The organism is Cetobacterium somerae, assembly GCF_022430525.1.
In the GTDB taxonomy this organism is placed as follows: Bacteria; Fusobacteriota; Fusobacteriia; order Fusobacteriales; family Fusobacteriaceae; genus Cetobacterium_A.
The window spans coordinates 1,037,948-1,060,241 of the sequence record NZ_CP092519.1; the positions used below are offsets into that span (position 1 = coordinate 1,037,948).

Below are 22,294 nucleotides of genomic sequence, written 5' to 3' on the forward strand. Positions count from 1 at the left end.
TTAGGGTTTTCTCAAGGTCTCAACCTCATAGTATTAAAGTTATTTATTGGTTTATTTTTATAATGCTATTATAGCAACTCTTTGTTAAATCAATATTTATTTTTTGTAAAAGAAATGTAAATTTTACCAAAGTTCTATTTTACTAGTTACAACTGTTTGAGCTCCACAATTTAAAGCTTCATCTATTTCCACTTCTTCTGTTATTAGTCCTGTTGACCAAATTGGAATATTTGGATTCTCTTCCTTTATTATCTTTATAACTTTTGTCATAAGTCCAGGTCTCACCTCTATTATATCTGGATTTATTGTTTTTATATTTTTTAAAGTTGTTCCAAATGATTTTGTATCAAAAACAAAAGCTGTATATACTGTTTTCAATCCTATTTTTTTAGCTTTTGTTAAAACCTTGGTTTTATTTGAAGTTATTCCAAATACTCCAATACTTTTTAAAAACTCCATAGTGGCATCATCATCCTCTTTTAGCCCTTCTATTTCATTTATCTTTACAAAAACTTCTTTTTTCATTTCTTTTAATTCATCAACTCTATCTTTTAAAGATATAAAATCACCCATTTCAAAAACTACAAATTGGCTTTTACTTTCTAAAGCTTTTTCATAATATATCTCATTTACTATAACTGGTGTTGTTCTATTAAATTTCAATTTTTCCTCCTAACTTAATCTATCTTAGCTTTTCTTTTAAGTCTATCTGCTAGATATTGTAAAACATACATTGTTATAAATATAACTCCTATTGTAAAGAAAATTTCTGTAAAATTATATGTACTAACTGCCTTTTTCAAATCTGATCCCAATGAATTTTTTACTGCTGCAAATGGTCCCATTATAACTGCTACTCCAAAATTTATTTCTAACCTAAAAGCAGACCAAGCTACTATTTTATTAATACTCGATGGTATTACTACTGCGTGTATTAAATTTAACCAACTTCCTCCAGAGGCTTTTATTCCTTCTAAAGTTCCTTCTTCAACCTCTTCAAAAGTTTCACCTAAAACTTTAACAAAGAACACAGTACTATGAAAAGTCATTCCTATAACAGCACTTGTCCCTGTCATTCCGTAAATTGATATACACAGTAACACTATTAAAAATGTTGGGACAGCCCTTACTGCTGCACTACTTCCCCTAATAACATCACTTAACCATTTGTTAGATAAATTTCTAGCTGAAAATAATGCTAAAACTCCTCCAATTAAGAGTCCTAATATTGTAGATAAAAAAGCAAGACCAAAAGTTGATAAAAATGATGTAATCATTGTACTAAAATATTTTTTAAAATTGATATTAAATCTTAAAAAACTTTCAAACATTTGCCCCACTCTGTAATAATGTGAATCAAATATTGGATTATGTTTTTCTACTGTCAAACCAAGTTTTGTAAAAGAATAAATTGTTATTATTCCTAAAAAAAGGATTACTCCTTGTAATACCCAGTATTGTAAGTCGTAATTTTTTATTTGAATTTTTCCATTTTTAATCTTCATTTAAAATTATCCCCCTTAATCTATTACTAAAAAAATCCCATAAAATAAGAGTTATACCTATAACTATAATAAGACCTAAAGTTGTATTAAAATCTCTCTTAAATCCTCTGTGAAAGGAGATTAAATATCCTATTCCTGCTCCTGTTAAATAACCTATTAATGATGAACTTCTTATATTTGTTTCTATACAAAACAAAGTCCAACTAACAAGTTGAGCTATTGTATCTGGAATAACCGCATTTTTTATAATTACAAATTTATCTGCTCCTGCAGATTCTAAAGCTTCTATACTACTACTAGAAGTTTCATCAATAGTTTCTGTAAAAGCTCTAATTAAAAATCCTAATGATATTAAAAATATTATTAAAAATGCTAAGAAAAATCCTCCCATATAAAATATCATTCCCAATAAAAGTTGCCAAACATAAATAGGAACATTTCTACACACAAGCCCTAAACCTGTAAATATTTTTCCTAAAGTTTTATTCAGAGCAATTGATTTACTTGTACATAAACTCATAAAAAATGAGAAAACTGCCGCTAAAACAGTGCTTCCAATACTCACTGCTATTGTTATCCATAACTCTCTTAAAGTACTTTTAAAGTCAATAAACTTCGGTGGAAAATATTGTTTTAAAAATCCCCCTATTTTTCCTGTACCTTCTATTACTTTAATAATTTGAAAATCTGATAAAATCATAAAAACTAAAGATATTATTAAAGTAATCAAAATAATTCCTATCATTTTCTTTCTCTTTCTTTTAAATATACAGTTATCTATTACTAATTTCATCAATCTCCCCTTAAGCAACAACTTTATTTGAAGTTATAGAAACTTCTTCATCTACTATTAGCTCACCATGTTTAGCTCCATAAATTTCATGAACTATTTCTGGAGTTAATTTACTTGGAGGACCATTAAATAATATTTTCCCATTTTTTAGTCCTATTATCCTATCTGAGTATTTTAATGCTACATCCACTTGATGCAAATTTGCAACGCATGTTATCCCCTTCTTTACAGATATATCTTTTAATATATCCATAATTACCTTAGCTGATTGTGGATCTAAAGAAGCTATTGGTTCATCACAAAGAATTAAATGGGGATTTTGAATAAGAGCTCTTGCTATTCCAACTCTTTGTTTTTGTCCTCCAGATAAATTTCCACATTTTTTATATTCATGTCCTTTTAATCCCAACTCTTTTAAAAGTTCAAAAGCTTCCTTTTTATCACACTCACTATAAATACCTAAAAGGCCTTTTATTGAACTCATTTGACCTAATTTACCATGTAAAACATTTTCTATAACTGTAAGTTGTTTTACAATGTTATAGTGTTGAAATATCATTCCTATTTTTGTTCTAATTTTTTTTATCTCTTTTTTATTAGCTTTTACCAAACTTTCATTATTAAATAAAATCTCTCCAGAAGATGGAGAAATCATTTTATTTAAACATCTTAAAAATGTAGATTTTCCAGCTCCAGAAGAACCAATAACTGATATTAATTCCCCCTCTTTAAATTCTAAACTTATGTCTTCTAATACATTTTTCTTTCCATCATAAGTTTTAAAAAGATTTTTTATTTCTAATATAGTTTTTTTCATCTCCATCTCCCTTTATAAATTTTATATTTTTTACATTTGTCTCAATATTTCATAAAATCCATCTTGAACTAATAAGAATTTCTCATTTTTTCCTTTTAACAGAGTTCCTTTTGAAGTCCAAAGTTGTTTTCCTACCTCAGAAGCTTTGTCATAGCTCAAATTATTAAAATGAACTTTTATTTTCTCAAGATTATCTTTTCCTAAACTATCTACATTAGCCCAAACAGGTCCATTTGGTACAATTCTTTTTGCTAAAATATAGAAATCTTCAATTCCTTTAGCATCTACTCCATCTACAAAATATCCCTCACAAAATGCTCCTGCATCCACTCCACCATTATAGATAAGATTTATATTTCCTTGATGGTCTCCAGTTGGAGAAAATGTTATATCCATAATATTAACTTTTTGTGGGTTCGCAAAATCATCTTTATTTTTTATCTCTTTTGTACCCTCTGGTCCAAACGTATTATTTAAAATAGCTCTTGGAACTTTAAATCCTGACGACGATGATGATGAGACAAAAGAAAATCTTTTATCTTTTAACATTTTTATTCTTTCAATTTCATCTTTTCCACCTGGAGTTAAATCATCTCCAATTCCTGATTTTTTTATATCTTTATATAAATCTGAGTCTTTCTTTGTTGCTATCCATCCTTGATATCCCGCCTTTTCTAAAACTCCATCTGGTCCATATGTAAAGATAACTTCTATATTTTCTTTCCCTTTAGAATCATCCTTTGCCATTATATATTGATTTCCTCCACTAAAAGCTAAATCCATTTCCCCAGCTAACATCGCATCTATTAGAGCTTCATATGAATCTGTAGTCCTAATATCAACCTTTTTACCTATTGCAGCTTCTATTTCTGCAGCTAATCCATCTCTAAACCCTTCGAATTCTGCACTTCCTTCTGTTGGTAAAAATCCTAGAACTATTTTCTCCTCTTTTTTTCCGAAAAAAGCTGAACTTTCTAAACTCATTCCCATAAAAAATAAACTTCCTAATGCCACTGTTAATAACTTTTTTTTCATTTAATTCCCTCCTAAGTTTGTTTAAAAAAAAAGTATTAAAAAATATCCTAGATATTTTTTAATACTTTGGGTTTTCTCAAGAACTCAACCTATTCATATTATATTTAATATTTATATATAAAATACCACAGTGATGTTAAACAAATATAAAAATTTGGTAAAAGTTTTGTTAATAGTATTTAATCTCCTTTTTCAAAAACATCAAATCCAAAACTGATCCTATTTCATAAAGTTTTCCAAGTCCTCTATTTAAAAGGTCCACTCTTAAGCTAACACCTTTACATTCAATAAAATATCTGATTACATTTCCTAAAATAGAAAAATCTTTAACTATTCCTTTTTTTAATATGAAATCATCTAGATTATAGTTTCTTTCAAGCTCTCTTACATATATGGCCTCTGGTCTTATAGCTATATTTCCAAATATTTCATTTCCAAAAACTTTTCTTGTTTCCTCATCTTTCAAAATATTATAATTTCCAATAAATTGAGCCATAAAAACTGTCTTTGGATTTGTATATATCTCTTCTGGAGTTCCCACTTGAACTATATTTCCTTTATCCATTATAAAAACTCTATCTGAAATTGTAAGAGCTTCCTCTTGATCATGAGTTACAAAAATTGTTGTAACATTAGTTTCTTTTTGAATCTCTTTTAATTGTTCTCTTAAAGATTTTCTAACTTTAGCATCTAAAGCTGATAATGGCTCATCTAAAAGCAATATTTTAGGTTCTGTGGCTAAAGATCTAGCTATAGCTACCCTTTGCTTTTGTCCTCCTGAAAGTTGGGCTGGATAAAAATCTCTTTTCTCCTCTAAATGTACTAACTTTAACATCTCATCAACTTTTTTCTCTATATAACCTTTTTTTAACTTTTTCATCTCTAAACCAAAAGCTATATTTTCAAATACAGTCATATTTGGAAAAAGAGCATAGTTTTGAAAAACCATTCCTATACCACGATCTTTAGCTGATTTATCTGTTACATTTTCTCCATCAATATAAATATCTCCATTGTTTATCTCATTTAATCCAGCTATACATCTCAACAATGTTGATTTTCCACAACCTGATGGTCCTAAAAGTGTTACAAACTCACCTTTTTTTATATTAAAGTTTATATTTTTAAAAACTGTGGTTTTATCATATCTTTTCTCTAAATTTTTTCCAACTATAAAACTCATAATATTATCTATCTCCTATTATTTTTTTCTCCTATATAAAAAGCTAGTGTTGTTAGCATCAATAGTATCCCAAAATACGTTATTACTAAAGCACTTGAGTAATGACCACTATATCCAGATTTTATGCTATTTATATACATTTGAACGGTTTGAAACTTTCCTCCAACCAGCATATTTACTAATAAAAACTCTCCAAATAACATAGAAAAAGTTAGTAACATTGAAACACTCAATCCCTTTGAAATATTTGGAACTATCACTCTAAAAAAAGCTACTTTTGTGCTAGCCCCAAGTATATTAGCACTTTCAACTAACTCTTTTATATTTAATCCAGATAAACTATTTTTTATCCCTCTATAAACAAAGGGATAAGCTAAGACAAAATACACTCCCACTAAAATATATGTTGTTCCTACCAATCTAAAAGGTTCATTTGAATATAATTTTATAAGTCCTACAACTGAAACTGCACCAGGAACAGCAAAACAAATTAACACCAGTAACTCCATCATTTTTTCTATTTTTCTAAAGTAGTAAGTAGCTACAAATACAGTTGGTACAAGCACTATCCCTATAAAAAACAGAGAGATTAAACATATCCAAAAGCTTTTTCCAATAGCATTTAAAAACATCTCATTTTGAAAAATTTCTAAATACCATTTTAGTGTCAAACTTTGAGGTAACAAAGTATTAGTCCATTTAGTGCTTAAAGAGTATAGCAATGTCCCTAATATTGGTAAAAATAGTGTCGTTAATATAGTTGTTACAATCCATATATGAATTTTATTTTTCATATCTTCCTCTTTTCTTTTTTAACATCACTTCATTTATTATTACAACAAAAATCAATATTCCCCCTAACAGTATTGACATTGCACTAGCTATACCTGGTTCATAAGCTACCTCTCCAGCTATATAGCTAGTAATTCTTATTGTCATTACATTGTATGTTCCATTTGTTAGAGCTAACGTACATGCATAAGCTCCCATGGCATTAGCAAACATTATAAGTACTGTTCCTAAAATCTCTTTTAACATAACTGGAATTCCAACTCTTTTCCAAAATATGAATGTTCCTCCCCCTAATATATTAACCATCTCTTGCCACTGAGGATCTAATCTATCAAATACTGGATATAGTAAAAGTAATCCTAGTGGTAACTGAAAATATATATACATAAGCATTAAACCAGTCTTTGAATAAACATCAAACCCATCTATTAATCCAATATTTTTCAGTAAAATTGTCATCACTCCATTACTTCCAAGAAGAATTATGAAAGCAAAAGCAAGTGGTATTCCACTAAAATTTGAAAGCATATTTATAAATAGTAAGATATTCTTTTTTGAACTATTTTTTAATCTGTTTAAAGAGTATGCTCCTTGAAGAGAGATTAATAATCCAATAAAAGTTGAAACTACCGCAAGTTCTATGGAATTAAAAATCGACTGCTTTATAAATTTACTTTTTAATATATACTCATAATTTTCTAAAGTAATCTCACTAAACTCATTTAAAAAACTTCCTATGAAAACTGAGATAAAAGGAGTTATTAAAAACATTCCTATTAAAATTATAAAAGGAATAAGAATTAAAAATCCTTTCTCATGCTCTTTTAAACCTCTTTTCGGTATACTTATTTTTTTGGATTTCTCAAGTTTTAAAATATTTTCCAAGGCTTCCTCCAATCTCAACTTACTCCTAAAATATCACAACATATTTTCTTTATATCTTTTTGATCTATTTTTTTCTCTTTATAATCTTTAGATATATCTCCTAAAATCCAAAGAGGAACTTCTCTTTCAAGTTTGCTATCTCCTCCATGATTTCCCTTTTCATCCATTCCATGATCAGAAGTTATTACAATCTCATATCCAGCCTCTTGCCACATAGGTACATAGTGTGAGAAGTAGTAATTTAATTTGTGAACTCTATTTTCATACTTTTTTGAAAGCCCCCCATATCTATGACCTGCATCATCAATATTCATAGTATGTAAAAGTAAAAAGTCTGGATTTTTATCTTTTATAAGCTTATTAGTTAAAGAAAATAAATGAGAATCTGGATAGCTATCCTCCCAATAAAATCTTCCATAATTTATATTTTTTTCCAAATCTTCAACTTCAATATCCTCTTCTATATTGAAAGATCCGTTATATAGCTCGTGTACCCAATGGTATGCAACTGCTGCTGTTTTCAAATTGGCTTTTTTTGCTAAAGAAAATATACTCTCCTCTTTAGACATTCTATTTATCTGATTATTTATTATTCCACTTTCTATTGGAGTCTTCCCTGTTAAAATAGTTTCATAAAGTGGTCTTGAAAGACTTGGAAGCTCACTTAATAAAGTAAATTTTTCCCCCATATTAGCTGATTCTAAAGCTTTTAAATATCCCATTTTATGACTTACATGATCTCCCATACCATCGATTAAAACTAAAATTAACTTCCTCATAATCCCTCCTACTTTCTATTTACTAAAACTTCCTCTTGCCAAACTCTTCCTAAATTTTTTGAAGTTTTGTCCCAAGCATCATGATTTTCAATAGCTCTTGCATTCTTATACTGCTCATCTGGAATCATCCTTTTCTTTATATCCTCTGGTAGATTAATTTTCCTAATTGGTCTTGCATTTCCCTTAGCTAAATTTATCTGACCATCATCACTAAATATATACTCTCTTGTTAATTTAGCTGCATTTGGATTCTTTGCCCATTTATTAATTATTGTTGTATATCCGCTTATAAGAGAACCATCTGAAGGAATTAAAACTTCAAATCTCTCTTTATCAATTGAATCTCTGTAGCTTAAACCATTAAAATCCCAGATTAATCCAACTTCAACTTCACCTTTTTCTAAGTTTTGAATATTTGGTGAAGCTGCTGAAACTCTGCCCTCTTTTGCTAAATTAGCAAAATACTTTATTGCTGGTTCTATATTATTTTCATTTCCACCTAATGCATAAGCTGCCGCTAAAACGGCACTTGAAGCTTGAGCTGCTGTTCCTACATCTCCTGGGCTTACTTTAAATTTGCTATTTTTTAAAGCCTCCCAAGATCTAGGTATATCCTTTTCTGGAATTTTATCTTTATCTACTATAAAAGCTATTGTTCCTGTATAAGCTAACATCCAATGTCCATTTTTATCTTTAGCCCACTCTGGTACCTCTTCCCAATAACTTGTTTTGTATGGTTGAGTAACCCCTTGTTTCAGAGCTATATTTGCAAATCCTGCCCCTATATCACCAATATCTGCTGTGGCATTTTTTCCCTCATTTTTAAATTTTGCAATTTCCTGAGCACTACTCATATCAGTATCACTATGTTTTATATTATATTTTTCTTTTATTTGACTCCAAGTATCTTTCCAATTGGCCCAATTATCAGGCATTCCAACAGATAATACTTCTCCTTCTTTTTGTGCTTTCTCTTGAATCTCTTGTAAAGTTTCTCCATAAGTTAAAACAGTTGATAAAAGTGTTGCCAATAAAACAAATTTTTTCATCATTTCTCCTCCCTAAAACTTTAATTCTAACTTACTTTAACACCTTCTTGTTAATATAAAATAAATTATCAGTAAATTAATTGTAAAAACTATTTTTAAAGTTCAAATAAAATTTTAAACAAAAAAGTGCCAGAAACATTTTCTGACACTTCACTTAAAATATTCATATTATTTTTTACATTGCACTTCTATATATCTCAATAATCTCCTCTAAAGTAGCTTGCTTAGGATTTGTAAATCCACATGCATCTTTTAAAGCATTTGTTGCTAAAATAGTAAAGTCTTCCTCTTTAGCTCCTAACTCTTTTATTCCTTTTGGAATTCCAATATCATTTGATAATTTTACAATCTCTTTTATTGCTAAATCAGCTGAATTATTTTCATTTAAAATATGAGGATTTACTCCTAACAATATTGCAACTTTTCTTAATTTCTCTTTTGACACCTCAGCGTTATATCTAACTACATGAGGTAATAAAATTGCATTACATACACCATGAGGTAAATCATAGAATCCTCCTAACTGGTGAGCCATTGCATGAACATATCCTAAAGAAGCATTGTTAAAAGCCATTCCTGCTAAATACTCTGCATAAGCCATATTATCTCTTGCTTTAATATCTTTTCCATTAAATACTGCATCTCTTAAGTTTTTAGAAATCAATTCAATAGCTTTTTCAGCACATGCATCTGTTACTGGAGTTGCAATTGTTGAAACATAAGCTTCTATTGCATGTGTTAAAGCATCCATACCTGTTGCTGCTGTTAAACTCTTTGGCATATCTAACATTAACTCTGGATCATTCACTGCTATAATTGGAGTTACATTTTTATCTACTATAGCCATTTTTACATGTCTATCTTCATCTGTTATTATACAAAATCTTGTCATTTCCGAAGCTGTTCCAGCAGTTGTGTTTATTGACATTAAAGGAAGTTGAGGGTGTGCAGATCTGTCTACCCCTTCATAATCTTTTATATCTCCACCATTAGCAGCTACTAAAGCTATCCCTTTTGCTGCATCATGAGGTGACCCTCCACCAAAAGATATTACAAAATCACATCCATTATCTTTTAACATCTTTAATCCATCATTAACATTTGTCACTGTTGGATTTGGTTTTGTTTCATCAAAGATAACATACTCTATTTTATTCTCATCTAATACATTTGTTAATTTTTTAACTAAACCAATATTTACTAATATTTTATCTGTTACTATTAAAGACTTTTTTAAACCTCTCGATTTAATTTCATTTCCTAGATTTTTAATACATCCCTCTCCCATATAAGAAATTGATGGCATGAAAAAAGCATATGACATAATAGCCTCCTAATAAATGTATTTTTTAGTGTACACCAATAATAACTCTTTTTGTACTATAAATCAATACTTTTTTTATTTTTATTATTTTGAATTAGTATTCAAGCTAATTTTTTCACTCTACCCATATTTTATCTTTTACTTGAAACCACTTTTCTAAAGCTGGTTTTTTCAAACTATTATATAGTGGATTTATAACTACCATGGGTTCATCTTTTTCTGATACACCCTCAATTCTTAGATACTCTCCCTCTTTAAGTTCATTAAAAATATTAACCTCTTGTCCTACAACCATATTTATAACTTTTCCATTTTTAATAATTCTCCAAATTAAAGTTTGTGAAGAAAGTATCTTTATACTAATTTCACCTTTGACCTCATCTCCAGGATAGATAATTTGTCCATTATTCTCCATTCTAAGTTTTATCTCTCCAATTCTTGAAACATACATTCTTCCTTTCTTCATATTTTCTAAAATATTTTTACTTTCATACTTATCTAGTCTTATATAATTTAAAGGATCTCCTAAACTTTCTCCATGATTATCACTTCCACCTACTGCAAATATTTTATGTCCATCATTCCATAGCATATCCAATGCTTCTAATGCTTTTCTATCATAATATGGATTATTCCCTTCTCTTGTTGGAGAGTTTATTACCTCTATAAAATCCAAATCTTTTAAATCAATATTATAAAACAATCCTAAAAACATTCTTGAAGTATTATGAAAGGGATGATTTAATGATACATACCCACCTTGCTTTTTAACCTCTTTAAATATTTTTGCCAATGATATCTCTCTAGTATCATCTTCATCTATGTGATTATAATAATCTATTAACTTTTTTAAACCAAAAAGATTAAAGTGTCCTAAGTTATCTAATGTCAGCTCTGTTGAAGGTATAACGGGGATATCTATATCTGGATATTTTGTTAAAACACTGTTATGCTCTGTTGGAAATATAAAATCTATCTCTTTTTTTATTATTTCTTTTTTTATGTCTATAAGAGACAGCCTGCCATCAGATATATTTGTATGATTATGGAGTTCTCCTGCATACCACTCTTTAGTATCCAAATAAGTTTCTTTTAAAGTTATCTTCTTCATATTTTCTTTTTTTATAAGATTTCCATTTTCAATTTTTATCTCTAGCTCAAACTCATCACCTACACCATAGTTCTTTAATAGTTTTAGTTTCCATTCACCTTCTGGTAACTCCCCTGGAATACAACAATTTGAAGTACTTTCCCAGTGTGTTGTTAAATAATATTTTTTCTTATTAGTCTTAAAAGATGTTAGTATTCTAGTTCTTCCTTCACTATCTTCCAATGATATGATTACGTGTTCAAAAGGCCCTTTATTTAAGTTTAAAGATATTCTATTGATATCATTTGTTACCATAAATTTATACTCTAATTTTTCAATTTTTTTATTATTATTAAAACTTCCCTTAAATATCATCTTTAATCTCCTCCCTAATATTATGTAAATATATCCATTTTATCAAAAAGATGTTAAAGCAAAATTAAGTTATAGTAAATTTAATGTTAATAAGATTTTTTTATCTCAAAAAAAAGATTTACAAACCTTTTTTTGTATATTTATGTAGAATATATTGATTTATTAATAAATATATAGTATATATTTTATTAAGGGAGTTATAATTGGGGGTGTTTTTATGGATTTAAAAAGTCTTTTAATTAAAGATTTAATGAAACAAAAAGAAGAAAAAACAAAAAGCTTAAAAGAAAATTTACATTTAGAAAGCTTAAGATTACAAAAAAAATAAAAAAAATTTTAATCTACAAATAACCAAGTAGTCATGGAAATCGTAGTCAAACACTTTAGTTGACCCACGGTTTCCTTTTATTTTATTGGTTTTTATGCTATAATAACTATGTGATATTTTTTACAAGAGGTGAGGTTTATTGAAGTTAATATTTAAATTTGTTGCGCTATTTTTTATTTTAACAATCTGCGTTTTCTCTCAGGAAAACAACTCTTCAGATAAAATAAAAGATTACGTAAAGAAAAATACCACTACTGAGAAAACTGCTACTAATATATATAAAAGTATTATTGAGAATTCAGAAAAGCATGATGTTGAACCAGAATTAATTGCTGCTATAATAAAAGTTGAAAGTGACTTTAAACATAGTACTATTTCTACTGCTGGTGCAAGAGGATTAATGCAACTTATGCCTAAAACAGCAAAACTTATGAAAGTTAATCCTAATGACATGAATGCTAATATAAAAGGTGGAACAAAATATATTGCTTGGTGTTTAGAACAGCAAAATAATAATTTGAAATTAGCTCTAGCATCTTATAATGCTGGAATTGGAAATGTTAAAAAGTATAATGGTATTCCACCATTTAAAGAAACTCAAAACTATGTTAAAAAAGTAATGAAAGAATATAACTATTTAAAAGCATAGAAAAAGAAAAGGTCGTATAGTTACGACCTTTTTTATTACTTTATTCTTTTTAAAGTTTCATCAGGTAAACCTCTACTAAATAGAATTGGAACTTTTTCAACATCAACTACACTGGTGTCTATTCCATACCATTTTTGAGGAGAAACAGTAAATTTCTTTATAAATAGTTGTGTTGAAATTATAAAACTGTCCCATGTTGAGAAATCATTTTCTAAAGCCAGCACTTCTTCAATTATTATAAATTTAAAGTTTCCTATTCCCTTCAAATTCTCATAGTCTATCATATAATTTCTAGGTTTAAATACAACCTCTCCTGATTTTATTAAATCACGAATCACTTGAAACATCATTGTATTTATTCCTTGAGATACTCTAAACCCTAAATTAAAATCTATTACAAATATTCTATTCTCTTCTATTTTGTTAAAAATATATTCCCTCGTATATGGATCATCAGTTACATTTATATTTATAAACCAATAGTTATCAGCTTTCTTTGGATCATTATTAAATATTGAATATATAACTTTTGGTTCCACTTGATTCCATAATTTAGATTTAGTTAGATAAACTACATTTCCTGCATAAAGTGGTAATTCACTATCGTTTTTTAATATATTAAAATTTTCTTTATAATCAGTTAAACTTACAAATTTAAGATATCTTTTCTTAATTTCAAAACTATATTGCCAAACATACATTACAAATGCTAAAGCAGCAGTAATTAATAAAGTTACATATCCACCACTTAATATTTTAAAACTATTTGCATATAAAAATGATAATTCAATAGTTCCGAAAACTAGTAAAACAACAATCCAAAGTTTTTTTTGATTTTTTACAAATCTTATATACTGAGATAAAAGTAAAGTTGTCATAAGCATTGTTATTGTAATAGAAAGTCCATATGCAGCTTGCATATTCTGTGATTGCTTAAAAATTAAAATTATTCCTACACACCCAATACAAAGAGCTTTATTTACAGTTCCTATATATACTTGTCCCTTCTCTTTTGTTGGATATCTTATAGCTAACTTAGGAAAAATATTTAACTTTATAGCTTCAGATATTAAAGTAAATGACCCTGATATTAAAGCTTGACTGGCTATAATAGCTGCTAGTGTTGCTATTATAACTCCCGGTATTATAAACCATTTGGGCATTATTAAGAAAAATGGACTATTTACAAAAGAATGCCCCTCCCTTGAAAGAAGGTATGCTCCTTGACCAAAATAACTTAAAAGTAGCGTTATTTTTACAAAAATCCAACTATAATATATATTTATTCTCCCACAGTGTCCAAGGTCTGAGTACAGTGCTTCTGCTCCTGTTGTACAAAGAAATACTGCCCCTAATATATATGGAACGTTTCCATTGGCTAATAATTTAAAAGCATAGTATGGATTTAATCCCTCTAGTATTCTCGGATTTTGTACCAATTGAACTATTCCAAAAAATCCAATCATGGAAAACCATACAAACATAATTGGTCCAAAAATTTTCCCTATTTTTTCTGTACCAAATTTCTGAGCTGAAAATAGTAATAAAATAATTATAAGCACTATCATCACAGTTATATCCTCTTTTAGAAAAACTATTAGATTCAAACCCTCTATAGCTGAACTTACAGATATAGGTGGAGTCAATATTCCATCAGCTAAAATTGCTGCAACTCCAATTATTGCCGGAACTATAAGCCACTTAAAATATCTCTTTACAAGTGCGTAAAGTGCAAGAATTCCTCCCTCTCCATTATTATCAGCTTGTAAAGTCAACACCACATACTTTATTGTTGTTTGTAACGTCAGTGTCCAAAATACTAGAGAAACTCCACCTAAGACCAATTCTCTAGTTGCGATACTATTATTAGTATAAAGAATAGCCTGCATAACGTAAAGAGGGGAGGTTCCTATATCGCCGTAAACTATTCCAAGAGCCACAAATAAAGACCCTATTGTTATATCCTTATTTTTAAACATACATTTCCTCCATTCCCTTTTTTTATTTTATTCGCTATCTTTATATATTTTCATTTAAATATTTCATTAAAAAAGACCTCACCTTAATTATAGATGAAGTCTTTTATGAATTATTTATTAATTTTCTACATAAGCCTTTTTAAAATGATATCCTCCTAAAGGTGATTTTACCCATCCTTTTACTTTTGGATTGGCAACAACAACACTTGTATAATAATAAAGTGGAATTATTGGCATATCATCCATTAGAATATTTTCAGCTTTATGAAGTAGTGCTGTTCTCTTTTCTGGGTCATTCTCCTTCTGAGCTTCCTTAATTAAATTATCATACTCTGGATTAGAGTATCCTGAAACATTGTTTCCTCCTCCAGTTACCCAAAGGTCTAAGAAGTTCATCGGATCGTTATAATCAGCTATCCAACCATGTCTTGCAATATCATAATTTTTATTATTTCTAGTTGTTTGGAATACTGCCCACTCTTCATTTTTTAAATCTACATCTACACCTAGATTTTTCTTCCACATATCTTGAACTGCTTGAGCCACCATTGCATGTCCATCTCCAGTATTAAATGTAAATGTTAATTTAGGAATCGATTCTGGTGTTGTATATCCAGCTTCTGCCATCAACTTCTTAGCTAATTCAACATCTCCCTCTCCAGGTAAATATGCACTATTCTCTGTAAAGTTTTTTCCATCTGTAGCAACTATCCCCTCTGAAACAAAACTTCTAGCTGGAAGTTGTCCACCTTTTGTAACCTCTTCAACAATAAGTTTTTTATTTAAACCTAATGCTAGTGCTTTTCTCACTTTTGGATTTCCTAAAAACTTTACTACTTCTGGATTACTATTATTTCCAGATACATTTACAACATAAAAATATGTTCCTAAATATGGATATATTTTTCCCTCTCCGCTAGCTAAAAGAGATGGTATCTCACTAGCTGGTGGTGCATCTATAATATCAACTTCTCCCGCTTTAAAAGCATTCAAATAAGTTTTATCATCCACAATTATATCAAATCTTAATTCGTCCAATTTAACATCATTTTTTCCCCAATAATTTTCATTTGGAACTAATAATATACTTTCTTTAGGATTCCATGATTTAATTTTAAATGGTCCATTTCCTATATAAGTTTTAGCGTCTATTGCCCATGCTGGATTATCTTTTACAACATCCTCTCTAAGTGGAAAGTATGATGGTAGAGATGTTAAAGATAAAAAATATGGCGTAGCATTCTCTAAAGTTACCTCTAAAGTTTTATCATCTATTGCTTTTACTCCAATCTCCTCTTCTGTAACCTCTCCATTATAAAATTTTTCACCATTTTTTAAATAAAATAACATGTAAGCGTATTCCATTCCTGTGTCTGGTGTTAATCCTCTTTTCCAAGAGTAAACAAAATCCTGTGCCTTTACTGGTTTTCCATCAGACCATTTTCCATTCTCTTTCAGTTTGAAAGTATATACCTTACCATCAGGAGATACTTCAACACTTTCCGCTGCTGCTGGAACTAACTTCCCATCATCCCCTTCCATGAAAAGCCCTTCGAATATGTTAGATGAAACAATTGAACCATCTACTGCTGTATTTAGTTGTGGATCTATTGTTCTTGGATCAGTTCCTAAATTATAAGATATTGAATTTTTCTTACTTTCTACTGAAGCTTGTGCTTTTTTCTCTTCATCTTTCCCACCACATGCAACTAAAAATAAAACCGCTGATGCTATTGCTAAACTCTTTCCATTTAATCTCCCGAACATAAACTCCTCCTTTTAGATATTAGTATATAAATGACATGCAACTTTGTGATTCTCTCTAACCTCTACTAATTTAGGTTCTATCTCTTCACATTTTTCAAATGCTTTTGGGCATCTACTTTTAAATCTGCAACCACCCTTTGGATTTATTGGAGTTGGTATATCTCCCTCTAAAATTATTCTTTCTTTTTTTGATGATATATCTGGATCTGGTATTGGTATAGCTGATAATAGTGCTTCAGTATAAGGATGTAATGGATTATTATAAATTTCATCACTTGTTGAAAGCTCAACTAACTTTCCTAAATACATTATTCCAACTCTATCAGAAATATGTTTTACCATAGATAGATCATGAGCTATAAAAAGATAAGTTAATCCTAATTTCTTTTGTAAGTCTTCTAAAGTATTTATTATTTGAGCTTGAATTGAAACATCTAAAGCTGATATTGGTTCATCACAAACTATAAATTCCGGATCACAAGCTAGTGCTCTAGCTATTCCAACTCTTTGTCTTTGTCCTCCTGAAAACTCGTGAGGATATCTACTCATATGTGAAGAGTTTAGCCCCACTAATTCTAGTATCTCTAAAACTTTTTTATCTCTATTTTTCTCTTCATATAAATTATGAATCTCCATTGGTTCTTTTATTATATCTCCAATAGTTTGTCTCGGATTTAAAGAGGCATATGGATCTTGAAATATCATTTGAATCTTTCTTCTAAAACTTTTCATCTCTTGAAAATTTAAGTTAGTTATATTTTTATTATCATATACTATCTCACCAGAAGTAGGTTCATATAACCTTACAACTGTCCTACCTAAAGTTGTCTTTCCACATCCAGATTCCCCTACTAATCCAAGTGTTTCTCCTTTTTTTATCTCTAGTGTCACATCATCAACTGCATGTAAAACTTTTTTATTTTTTTCAAATATACTTTTCTTTAAGTTAAAATGTTTACAAAGGCCTTTTATTTCAAGTAAATTTTCTCCCATCTCTCCTCCTTACCTTATACTTACTTTAGGTGCATCCTTATGATTTAACCAACAAGCTGATTTGTGATTCTCATCAATTTTAAAAAGTGGTGGCATATTCTCCTTACATGCTCTCATTGCAAAATCACATCTCTGATAAAATGGACACCCTTTTGGAGGATTTAAAAGATCTGGTGGTGTTCCCATTATTGGTTTAAGTGGCTCTTTTCCCAATCTTTCAGGATTTGGTACACTTTTTAAAAGCCCTGCTGTATATGGATGTTTTGTATTATAAAATATATCCCTTGTCAAACCTTGCTCTACAATTACTCCACCATACATAACATTTACACGATCACACATCTCTGCTACCACACCTAAATCATGAGTTATCAAAATTATCGATGTATTTATTGTTTGTTTTATCTTTCTCATTAAATCTAAAATTTGCGCTTGTATTGTTACATCTAATGCTGTTGTTGGTTCATCTGCTATAAGTAACTCTGGACTACAAGCTAGTGCCATTGCTATCATGACTCTTTGTCTCATTCCACCTGAAAACTCATGTGGATACTGATTCATTCTAGCTCTTCCCATAGGAATCCCCACCGCATCTAAAAGTTCCACAGCTTTTTCAAAAGCCTCGCTATTGCTCATCCCTTTATGAACAATAAGTGTTTCCATTATTTGCTTTCCTATAGGAATCAAAAGGTTTAACGATGTCATAGGATCTTGAAATATCATTGACATTGTATTTCCTCTAATTTTATTCATCTGCTTCTCATTTATATTATCAATTCTTTGCCCCTTAAAAACTATTTCGCCCTCTTTTATTTTTCCATTCTCTTCAAGAAGTTTCATTATACTCATCATAGTAATACTTTTTCCACTTCCTGACTCCCCTACTACTCCTAAAACCTCTCCCTTTAAAAGATCAAAGGTCACTCCCCTAACTGATTGTACCTCTCCATGATGTGTATCAAAAGATGTTCTTAAATTTTTTACTTCTAATAATTTTTCCATAACTACCCCCTTACCTTAGGATCTAATGCATCTCTTAATCCATCCCCTAATAGATTAAATGCCAATATTGTTAAACATATCGCTAAAGTTGGAAATACTAATTGATATGGATATAATCTAAATCCACCTAATGCATCATTTGCTAGCGTTCCCCAAGAAGCTGCTGGTGGAGTAATTCCTAAACCTATAAAACTTAAAAATGCTTCTGTAAAAATTGCTGATGGTATTTGTAAAGTTAATGTAACTATTATCGAACTCATACTATTTGGTAAAAGATGCTTGAAAAGTATTCTTCTATTTGAAGCTCCAAGTGTTCTAGCAGCTAAAATATACTCTTGTTGTTTTAATTGTAAAATCTCACCTCTCACTATTCTTGCCATTCCAATCCAGTATGATAGTGCTAGTGCTAAAACTATATTTAAAAATCCACCTTTTTCAAAAGTAACCATAATTAAGATTACATATATTGTCATTGGAATAGAGTAGATGATATCTACAACTCTCATCATGAAGGTATCAACTCTTCCTCCAAAATACCCTGATACTCCTCCATATAAAATCCCAATTATTAGATTTAAAAAAGAGGCTATAAATGCAATTGCTAAAGAGTAACGTGCTCCATACATAACTCTCACAAAAATATCTCTTCCTAGTTGGTCAGTTCCAAACCAATGAGCTGCACTTGGAAATCTATTTGTCATGCTTAAGTTAGTTTCAAAGATACTATATTTTGAAAAAATTGGAACTACCACAGCCAGAGTTGTTATCAGTATAATAAATATTAATCCTACTATTGAAAGTTTATTTTGTTTTAATTTTCTCCAAGCATCTTCAGCGAAAGTAAAACTTTTTCTAGTTATTTCTTCTTTCACTTTTTCATTTTCACTAGCAAATGTAAAATCTAATTCTGAACTTTCCTCTTTATTTTCCACATTGGTATATTTTACAGCTTTAGAAGAAAATATCTCTTCTCTAAAATTAGCAAAATCTACTTCTATATTTTTGTAAGCCATACTTCCTCCCTATTTATCAAGTTTAATTCTTGGATCAATAACCACATAAAGTAGATCTACAATAAGGTTACAAATCATTAAAAATGCACTATAAAATATTGTTACTCCTAAAATAACTGTGTAATCTCTATTTGTTATCGTTGTTACAAATTCACTTCCTAAACCTGGAATTGCAAATATTTTTTCAATAACAAAACTTCCAGTTAAGATCCCTGCTACTAATGGTCCTAGATATGTTACTATTGGAATAAGAGTGTTTCTTAAAGCGTGTCTTATAATTATTCTTCCCCTGCTTAGCCCTTTTGCTCTTGCTGTCCTTATATAATCTGATTTCATAACCTCAATTAACTTTGACCTAGTTAGTCTTGCTATAAAAGCTATTGAATAACCTGATAAAGCGACACTTGGTAAAATATAGGACTGCCAACTTTTAAGTCCAACAATTGGAAACAGTTTTAGTTTTACTCCAAAAATATACATTAAGAAAACTCCTATTACAAAACTTGGAATAGTTACACCAAATGTGGAAAGTAACATGCAAACAGAATCTGGCCATTTATTAAAATTCAGTGCTGCTAAGATTCCTAAGGATATTCCAATAGTTAGGGATAATACCACTGCGACTAAACCTAATTTTGCAGATGTTGGAAATGAATAACCTATTATCCAATTTACTGTTCGGCCCTCTCTTTTCATACTAGGTCCTAAATCTCCCTTTGATAAATCTTTTATATAAGCTATGTATTGCTCACCTAAAGGTTTATCTAGTCCAAATTTTTCTTCTAATTTTACTTTGATTTTTGGAGGTATATTCTTTTCCCCATCAAAAGGGCCTCCGGGCATGAGTCTCATTAAAAAAAATGTTAATGTGATAACTAAGAAAAGTGTAAAAATTGTTGTTAAAATTCTTTTTAAAATATATAGGACCATTCTTTTTACCCCCTATTAAAAATTTAAAAAGATTATACATCTTTATTTTATTTTTTGCAAATATTTTTTTATTTTTATTTTTTTTAAAACTTTTTTTTATTTTAAAGTATAAAAAAAACTTTATCTAAATTTTTATAGATAAAGTTTTTTAATTTATAATCCTATAACTTTTATAAAAAATGTTAGTATCGGAACAATTAATATTGCAGGAAGATAATTTGCAACTTTTATTTTTGTTATTCCAATTATATTTAATCCTAACGCTATTATTAATAGTGATCCTACACTTGTTATTTCTGATATTGTATTTTGTGTCAGAATTGGTTCTAAGTATTGTGCTAAACCTACCAATAATCCTTGAAAAATAAAAACAAATATCGAAGAGAATAATACTCCTATTCCAAGTGTTGCTGCTAACATTGTCGATGATATTAAATCTAAAAATGATTTTGTATATAACATTTGATTATCTCCAGTTAATCCTGCATTCAACGAACCAACAATAGTCATAGCTCCTATACAAAACAAAAGACTTCCAGTAACAAATCCCTGAGTTACTGAAACTTTAGAATTTTCATCTTTTTTTACTTTTCTTTCAAAATATTCTCCTACATTTTGAATTTTTTTATTTAAATCAGTTCCCTCTCCTATAATCACCCCTAGTATAATTGATCCTATTAAAACCAATGGATTTTCACCTTTTAAAGTTCCAGAAATTCCTATTGATAGAGTACATAACCCAATTCCTATCATAATAGAGTTAGTAAATTTTTCTGAAATTTTACTTTTAAAAATTAAACCTATAAAACTACCAATAATTACAGCTAAGGTATTAACTATTACTCCTAGCATCTTATCACTCCCCTTTATTCTAATTTTCTATTTTCATATCCCCATCTTTTATAAGCTCTCTTTTTCTAAGAAAAATTGATATCAAGTATGTTACCACACCTGGAAGTAAAATATAAAGAGTGATTATCAAAATAATAGTTTCCACTCCTCCTCTTCCAATTTTATTCATAGTTATATAACTTTCGAGTACTCCTACTAATCCACTAGTTCCCATTCCTGCTCCTGCAAAACTATTTTCCATTTTAAAAACTATTGTTACAAGTGGACTTAAAATAATTGACGCTAATATTTGTGGTATCCAAATTCTCCAGTTTTTAACTATATTTGAAAATTGAAGCATCGATGTTCCAAATCCTTGAGCTACTAATCCTCCCCAACCATTCTCTTTAAAACTTGTCACTGCAAAGCCAACCATTTGAGTACAACACCCCAGTGTTGCCGCTCCAGCTGCGAGTCCTTCTAGCTTCAACATCATTGCTATAGCAGCGCTACTAATTGGTAAAGTTAAAGCCATTCCCATAAATACAGATATCAATATTCCCATAAAAAATGGGTGTAACTCTGTTGATTCCATAACTAAAAATCCTATTCCAGTCATTAATTTTCCTAAAATTGGTCCAACACTTGTTCCTACTAATCCTCCTATTAAAATTGTTACTGCTGGTGTCAAAACTATATCTAACTTTGTTTCTTTTGAAATAATTTTTCCAAATTCTGCTCCAATAAGTGATGCTATATATGCTCCAACAGGTCCTCCTAAAGAGTATCCAATCATGCCTGTAAAAGTCGATGAAAACAAAACTAAAGGAGGTGCTTTTAAACTATATGCTATAGCTACTCCTATTCCAGCTCCAGTAATATCTCTCGCAATAGGCCATATAATTTCTGTTAAAAATTTTATGTTTAATTGTTGCCCTAGCATATTTAAAATTGATCCTGTTATTAAAGTTGAAAACATCCCTAGAGCCATGGCCCCCAGTGCATCTACAAAATATTTTCTCCCTGATAATTCTACATCTTTTCTTTTTAAAAATTCACGTATCTTCATAATGGTATATTATATCACAACAAACCTAAAAATGTCATTTTTTAACCATATCAGAACTTTTCTCTCCATAATCCCTCTATATTTCTGACTTGTTTGACACCTTATA

At 29.4% G+C, this 22,294-nt stretch carries 21 protein-coding genes; 1 reads left to right on the plus strand and 20 read right to left on the minus strand.

From position 1 onward, the window contains the following. Positions 1-123: 123 nt before the first annotated feature. The 12 genes from MKD34_RS04765 to MKD34_RS04820 all read right to left on the minus strand — a co-directional run bounded on the left by MKD34_RS04765 (position 124) and on the right by MKD34_RS04820 (position 11,627). Entirely contained in the window at positions 124-663 is a 540-nt protein-coding gene (locus MKD34_RS04765; RefSeq protein ID WP_240218433.1) for a glycerol-3-phosphate responsive antiterminator, read from the minus strand. A gap of 14 nt (positions 664-677) precedes the next feature. Continuing rightward, entirely contained in the window at positions 678-1,505 is an 828-nt protein-coding gene (locus MKD34_RS04770) for a PhnE/PtxC family ABC transporter permease (RefSeq protein WP_240218434.1), read from the minus strand. Next, entirely contained in the window at positions 1,495-2,298 is an 804-nt protein-coding gene (locus MKD34_RS04775) for an ABC transporter permease subunit (protein ID WP_240218435.1), read from the minus strand. The genes MKD34_RS04770 and MKD34_RS04775 overlap by 11 nt, the downstream gene beginning before the upstream one ends. A 10-nt stretch (positions 2,299-2,308) precedes the next feature. Continuing rightward, complete coding sequence (phnC, locus tag MKD34_RS04780; protein WP_240218436.1) at positions 2,309-3,115, minus strand: phosphonate ABC transporter ATP-binding protein; 807 nt, start codon at positions 3,113-3,115, stop codon at positions 2,309-2,311. 30 nt (positions 3,116-3,145) lie between these two features. After that, the gene (locus MKD34_RS04785; RefSeq protein WP_240218437.1) at positions 3,146-4,150 is read right to left on the minus strand and encodes a PhnD/SsuA/transferrin family substrate-binding protein; all 1,005 of its coding nucleotides are present in this window, start codon (positions 4,148-4,150) and stop codon (positions 3,146-3,148) included. A 169-nt stretch (positions 4,151-4,319) separates the two neighbouring features. Next, positions 4,320-5,333, minus strand: a complete 1,014-nt coding sequence (locus tag MKD34_RS04790; protein ID WP_240218439.1) for an ABC transporter ATP-binding protein — start codon at positions 5,331-5,333, stop codon at positions 4,320-4,322. 8 nt (positions 5,334-5,341) lie between these two features. Then, on the minus strand, positions 5,342-6,127 hold the full coding sequence (locus tag MKD34_RS04795) for an ABC transporter permease (protein WP_240218441.1): 786 nt from the start codon (positions 6,125-6,127) through the stop codon (positions 5,342-5,344). Next, entirely contained in the window at positions 6,117-7,010 is an 894-nt protein-coding gene (locus tag MKD34_RS04800) for an ABC transporter permease (protein ID WP_240218443.1), read from the minus strand. Before MKD34_RS04800 ends, MKD34_RS04795 begins: the two co-directional genes overlap by 11 nt. 14 nt (positions 7,011-7,024) lie before the next feature. Next, a complete protein-coding gene (locus MKD34_RS04805; protein WP_240218445.1) occupies positions 7,025-7,789 on the minus strand; it encodes an alkaline phosphatase family protein in 765 nt (254 codons plus the stop codon). Between the two features lie 8 nt (positions 7,790-7,797). After that, positions 7,798-8,838: an ABC transporter substrate-binding protein gene (locus MKD34_RS04810; RefSeq protein WP_240218454.1), complete on the minus strand. Its 1,041-nt coding sequence runs from the start codon at positions 8,836-8,838 to the stop codon at positions 7,798-7,800. A 175-nt stretch (positions 8,839-9,013) separates the two neighbouring features. Beyond that, positions 9,014-10,162 carry an L-threonine dehydrogenase gene (gene yiaY, locus MKD34_RS04815; RefSeq protein ID WP_240218456.1) on the minus strand — a complete coding sequence of 383 codons (1,149 nt, stop codon included), beginning with the start codon at positions 10,160-10,162 and terminating at the stop codon, positions 9,014-9,016. A gap of 115 nt (positions 10,163-10,277) precedes the next feature. Continuing rightward, complete coding sequence (locus tag MKD34_RS04820; protein WP_240218457.1) at positions 10,278-11,627, minus strand: CehA/McbA family metallohydrolase; 1,350 nt, start codon at positions 11,625-11,627, stop codon at positions 10,278-10,280. Between the two features lie 467 nt (positions 11,628-12,094). Here MKD34_RS04820 and MKD34_RS04825 point away from each other — a divergent pair, with 467 nt between their 5' ends. Then, positions 12,095-12,604, plus strand: coding sequence for a lytic transglycosylase domain-containing protein (locus MKD34_RS04825; protein WP_240218459.1), 510 nt, complete (start codon positions 12,095-12,097; stop codon positions 12,602-12,604). Positions 12,605-12,639: 35 nt separating this feature from the next. Here the strand turns inward: MKD34_RS04825 and MKD34_RS04830 are convergent, their stop codons facing one another. From MKD34_RS04830 to MKD34_RS04865, 8 genes are all read right to left on the minus strand, one after another. Beyond that, positions 12,640-14,583 carry a KUP/HAK/KT family potassium transporter gene (locus MKD34_RS04830; RefSeq protein ID WP_240218461.1) on the minus strand — a complete coding sequence of 648 codons (1,944 nt, stop codon included), beginning with the start codon at positions 14,581-14,583 and terminating at the stop codon, positions 12,640-12,642. Positions 14,584-14,700: 117 nt separating this feature from the next. Beyond that, complete coding sequence (locus tag MKD34_RS04835; RefSeq protein ID WP_240218463.1) at positions 14,701-16,350, minus strand: peptide ABC transporter substrate-binding protein; 1,650 nt, start codon at positions 16,348-16,350, stop codon at positions 14,701-14,703. A gap of 12 nt (positions 16,351-16,362) precedes the next feature. After that, a complete protein-coding gene (locus MKD34_RS04840; RefSeq protein WP_240218465.1) occupies positions 16,363-17,343 on the minus strand; it encodes an ABC transporter ATP-binding protein in 981 nt (326 codons plus the stop codon). Positions 17,344-17,352: 9 nt separating this feature from the next. After that, the gene (locus MKD34_RS04845) at positions 17,353-18,345 is read right to left on the minus strand and encodes an ABC transporter ATP-binding protein (RefSeq protein ID WP_023050855.1); all 993 of its coding nucleotides are present in this window, start codon (positions 18,343-18,345) and stop codon (positions 17,353-17,355) included. A gap of 2 nt (positions 18,346-18,347) precedes the next feature. Then, a complete protein-coding gene (locus tag MKD34_RS04850) occupies positions 18,348-19,358 on the minus strand; it encodes an ABC transporter permease (RefSeq protein ID WP_240218467.1) in 1,011 nt (336 codons plus the stop codon). Between the two features lie 9 nt (positions 19,359-19,367). After that, a complete protein-coding gene (locus MKD34_RS04855; RefSeq protein WP_240218469.1) occupies positions 19,368-20,288 on the minus strand; it encodes an ABC transporter permease in 921 nt (306 codons plus the stop codon). Between the two features lie 153 nt (positions 20,289-20,441). Then, entirely contained in the window at positions 20,442-21,140 is a 699-nt protein-coding gene (locus MKD34_RS04860; RefSeq protein ID WP_240218471.1) for a DUF554 domain-containing protein, read from the minus strand. A gap of 19 nt (positions 21,141-21,159) precedes the next feature. After that, entirely contained in the window at positions 21,160-22,188 is a 1,029-nt protein-coding gene (locus tag MKD34_RS04865) for a PTS transporter subunit IIC (RefSeq protein WP_240218472.1), read from the minus strand. Positions 22,189-22,294: the final 106 nt, after the last annotated feature.

Excerpts from the sequence above, each read along its gene's own strand:
- MKD34_RS04770 (WP_240218434.1), bottom strand. The coding sequence starts at position 1,505 with ATGAAGATTAAAAATGGAAAAATTCAAATAAAAAATTACGACTTACAA.
- MKD34_RS04775 (WP_240218435.1), bottom strand. The coding sequence starts at position 2,298 with ATGAAATTAGTAATAGATAACTGTATATTTAAAAGAAAGAGAAAGAAA.
- phnC (WP_240218436.1), bottom strand. The coding sequence starts at position 3,115 with ATGAAAAAAACTATATTAGAAATAAAAAATCTTTTTAAAACTTATGAT.
- MKD34_RS04785 (WP_240218437.1), bottom strand. The coding sequence starts at position 4,150 with ATGAAAAAAAAGTTATTAACAGTGGCATTAGGAAGTTTATTTTTTATG.
- MKD34_RS04790 (WP_240218439.1), bottom strand. The coding sequence starts at position 5,333 with ATGAGTTTTATAGTTGGAAAAAATTTAGAGAAAAGATATGATAAAACC.
- MKD34_RS04795 (WP_240218441.1), bottom strand. The coding sequence starts at position 6,127 with ATGAAAAATAAAATTCATATATGGATTGTAACAACTATATTAACGACA.
- MKD34_RS04805 (WP_240218445.1), bottom strand. The coding sequence starts at position 7,789 with ATGAGGAAGTTAATTTTAGTTTTAATCGATGGTATGGGAGATCATGTA.
- MKD34_RS04810 (WP_240218454.1), bottom strand. The coding sequence starts at position 8,838 with ATGAAAAAATTTGTTTTATTGGCAACACTTTTATCAACTGTTTTAACT.
- yiaY (WP_240218456.1), bottom strand. The coding sequence starts at position 10,162 with ATGTCATATGCTTTTTTCATGCCATCAATTTCTTATATGGGAGAGGGA.
- MKD34_RS04820 (WP_240218457.1), bottom strand. The coding sequence starts at position 11,627 with ATGATATTTAAGGGAAGTTTTAATAATAATAAAAAAATTGAAAAATTA.
- MKD34_RS04830 (WP_240218461.1), bottom strand. The coding sequence starts at position 14,583 with ATGTTTAAAAATAAGGATATAACAATAGGGTCTTTATTTGTGGCTCTT.
- MKD34_RS04835 (WP_240218463.1), bottom strand. The coding sequence starts at position 16,350 with ATGTTCGGGAGATTAAATGGAAAGAGTTTAGCAATAGCATCAGCGGTT.
- MKD34_RS04840 (WP_240218465.1), bottom strand. The coding sequence starts at position 17,343 with ATGGGAGAAAATTTACTTGAAATAAAAGGCCTTTGTAAACATTTTAAC.
- MKD34_RS04845 (WP_023050855.1), bottom strand. The coding sequence starts at position 18,345 with ATGGAAAAATTATTAGAAGTAAAAAATTTAAGAACATCTTTTGATACA.
- MKD34_RS04850 (WP_240218467.1), bottom strand. The coding sequence starts at position 19,358 with ATGGCTTACAAAAATATAGAAGTAGATTTTGCTAATTTTAGAGAAGAG.
- MKD34_RS04855 (WP_240218469.1), bottom strand. The coding sequence starts at position 20,288 with ATGGTCCTATATATTTTAAAAAGAATTTTAACAACAATTTTTACACTT.
- MKD34_RS04860 (WP_240218471.1), bottom strand. The coding sequence starts at position 21,140 with ATGCTAGGAGTAATAGTTAATACCTTAGCTGTAATTATTGGTAGTTTT.
- MKD34_RS04865 (WP_240218472.1), bottom strand. The coding sequence starts at position 22,188 with ATGAAGATACGTGAATTTTTAAAAAGAAAAGATGTAGAATTATCAGGG.